General features: G+C 40.4%; 2 protein-coding genes and 1 pseudogene. All 3 read right to left on the bottom strand.

Annotated elements, in window-relative coordinates; genetic code table 11:
* The coding region (locus N824_RS14315) for a DUF4959 domain-containing protein (RefSeq protein ID WP_161662324.1) at positions 1 to 478 on the bottom strand (478 nt) is incomplete at its 3' end.
* A gap of 44 nt (positions 479 to 522) precedes the next feature.
* Positions 523 to 2,421, bottom strand: a complete 1,899-nt coding sequence (locus tag N824_RS14320; protein WP_048905838.1) for a RagB/SusD family nutrient uptake outer membrane protein — start codon at positions 2,419 to 2,421, stop codon at positions 523 to 525.
* Positions 2,422 to 2,440: 19 nt separating this feature from the next.
* A pseudogene (locus N824_RS34290) lies at positions 2,441 to 3,353 on the bottom strand (SusC/RagA family TonB-linked outer membrane protein); the annotation flags it as partial.

The following is a 3,353-nucleotide window of genomic DNA, read 5'->3' on the forward strand; positions in this document are numbered from 1 at the left end:
AATCCAGCACCAATAAATTGATTACTACATCGGCTTGTGCCTCATTTGTGAACCAAAGTCTGACACCTCCATAAACTTCTTCCAGCTGTAAAGATTTAAATACACTTTGAACAGGAGGAGTTAGTGGGGTTACTTTTATTACTACAGGTTCTGAGATTGTTTCTCCGCGGCTCACCGCGTATAATTTCACTTGGTGGTCTTTTGTATCAGGAAATCCTTCAATGGTAAGATTATCCTTATAGTATGAAGCTTTCACTTCCTTTTCTACCCCTTCTCTAATAGAATAAGTCGCTTTAACATAAAGCATGTTTTCGGGTCTTGTGTAAGTGATTACTGCACCACCCGGTATACTTTTAACCTGAACATTTTTTACCGGACCGGGGGCGGCATCGCCCTTATCCAGCGGTTCGGTTGCAATTTCCTTGCAGCCTGATATGATTAAAATCATCAGACAAACTGATAATAAATATTTAAACATAATTACAGTTTTATTTTTTGAAACATTTCTTAGATTCCCCATCATTACCAGCCGGGATTTTGGTTCATTCTTTTATTGCTTAATAACTCGCTCTCTGGTAGTGGCCATAAATAATCGCGGGTACTAAAGGTTTGATTGAATATTACACGTTCGCGGTAATAATCAGCTGCATCTTCCTGACTTAAGTCCCAGCCTGTAATTGGCTTATTAAGCTCTCCGGCGGCTTCTTTCCATCTTCGTAAATCCCAGAAACGGTGGCCTTCGAATGCCATTTCAATAAGTCGTTCTCTATGGATAATCTCACGTAAGCCATCTTTATTCTGGTATTTAGTAGGATTAGTTGAGTAATTAGTCCACGAGTCTTGTACGGTATGTAGTCCTGCTCTTGCTCTTATTAAATTAAGATACTTATATACGTCTTCTGTGGGTCCATATGCTTCGTTCATTGCTTCTGCATGGAGAAGATATACACTCGCCAAACGAATCATTGGCCATGGATAAGTTTGACTGGTATAGGTTGTGGCAGCAATTACATTATTGAAATTCACTAGTTTTTTAGGCCAGTATCCTGTAACAGAATAACTTCCTTCATTTTGCGCTGTTGCCGGCTGCCCTTTTTTACTGGCTACAAATAACATGCTTGCCTTATCGTCAAAAAAACCTTGTCCGTACCAGATACCACCATCAAAACCCAGATCTGCATAAAAGCGTGGTTCCCTATTAAAGTTTAAAGAAGCGGTTACATAACCTTCCTGAAGGTATTTATTGTCTTGGGCCGGTACCTTCTTTAGGTTAAAACGCCCTGCATAATCATAAGTATGATCTTCTTTAATAGGCACACCGTTTTCACTATAAAACATCTCAGCTATCTTTAAAGGAGGCGCAATATTACCCACAGTTGAGCCATTTGATGTATATCTGGGGTCTAGTCCTCTCGGAGTAGCCGCCGCTTGTATACTGCCTGCCAGACTATTGGTGTTTCCCCAGATAATTTCAGGGTTCCATTTCTCAGTAATGGCATTACGGATGTTCATTTGTACTTTAATAGTATCGGATATTTTATATTGAAAAAAAGCTGGGTTAAAGGTGTAAAGCTTATGCCCTAATGATTCGGTAAGCTCCACTGCTGCCTTTGTTGCCTTAGCAGCCCGCTCCCATTTTGAAACATCATATGCCGAACTAAAGAGCAAGTGTCCTTCGGGGTCTTTGAATCCGGTATAATCCGGATTCCCGTTAAACAATGGACTTGCAGCTGTAACCAATACTTCAGCTTTAACACTAAGCGCGATGGCTCTAGTAACCCGCCCAAGTTCAGAAACTTCATTTTCAATCTTTTCAGGAAGATCAGGGGCTGCCTCATCCAATAGCTGAACAATATAATTTACGCAGGAATCAACAGGTGATCGTAGCGGGTAAACCTGATCAACAGGGGCATCTACCGGTATATTTACCTTAACCAAGGCGATGGGTCCATACATACGAAGCATGTAATAGTGGTAATATGCCTTTAGAAATTTAACCTCAGCAGCCCATCGCGCCTTTTCAAGAGATTCCATATCTGGTACTTTATTAATGTTGTCCAGAAAGATATTACATTCACGAATGCCCTGATAAAGATCTTTACCTCCATTGACACCCTGCCAGTAATTCATATAAGAATTCACTTTATTCTGAGCACCACGTGCTATTTTCCATGCATTTACTCCACTTGTTGGTACCAGCCAGAATTCATCGCCGGCGGCGTTAGCTGCATTGTTATCAAAATTACCCAATGCCGGCATGTAGTTATAGCAACTAAACAAATACCTTTCGGCAGTGCTCCTTAAGCGAAATGCATATTCTATAGTGGCTATGTTATCAGGAGTTATGTCTAAAAACTTTTTACAGGAACCCAGTACGCAAATGGTAACAAGAATAAAAACTATGTTTATCGATTTTTTCATCTGTTTATAATATTTATTTTTAAAAACTTGCCAGTATTCCTAAGTTAAATACTCGCTGTACCGGATAGCCAAGACCATTTCCTGCCATCTCTATGTCCCACAATTTGAATCCGCTAAAGGATAAAAGATTGGTTCCATTAACATATGCCCTGAATTTTTTAAGGCTTATTTTACGAGCCAGTTTATCTGGTACGGTATAACCAATTTCCATTTGTTTTACACGTAAAAAGGAACCGCTTCTCATGAACCAGGTGCTTGTAACTGAGTTATTCTCATTTCCTACCGAGGTAGTACTTAACCTTGGCCATAAAGCATAAGTATTCTGATTGTCTTCAGACCAATGGCTATCTGCATATGCTTTTAATAGTTGATTTTGAGGTTTGCCGTTTAGCGTTTCATTGTCATACAGGTAGGATACAAACGGAGCAGTAGCTTTGGTGTCTATCCAAAAGGACTCCCTGCCAAGACCTTGGAAAAAAGCCGAAAAATCGAAGCTTTTATACCCCACTGAAAAGCCGAAACCATAGGTTATTTCTGGTGTTACAGGATAACCAATAGGCACCTGATCAAGTGAAGTAATCTGACCATCACCATTTACATCATAATATTTAATGTCTCCCCCTCCATATTCTCCGAATTGTTTTGGTGAACGACGCGCTTCTTCATCATCAACAAATAATCGCTCTGCTATATAACCCCATTGTTGCCCAAGTGAATACCCTGCATGGCGTTTCCATGGTGCTTCATCGTAGTAAGGCTCTTCAAATTTCAGGTATTTACTTGCCGCGTAGGTAAAGTTACCCATAGCTTGCAGCCATAGGCCACTACTGAATGAGTGCGTATAGTTCAAGGAAATATCAACACCTTTCCCTTCGGCTTCGCCTAAATTAGCTTTAGGCTGAGCCGATAAACCCATAGTTGCTGGTGTAGCC

It is taken from the genome of Pedobacter sp. V48 (genome assembly GCF_000523515.1).
Classification (GTDB): domain Bacteria; phylum Bacteroidota; class Bacteroidia; order Sphingobacteriales; family Sphingobacteriaceae; genus Pedobacter.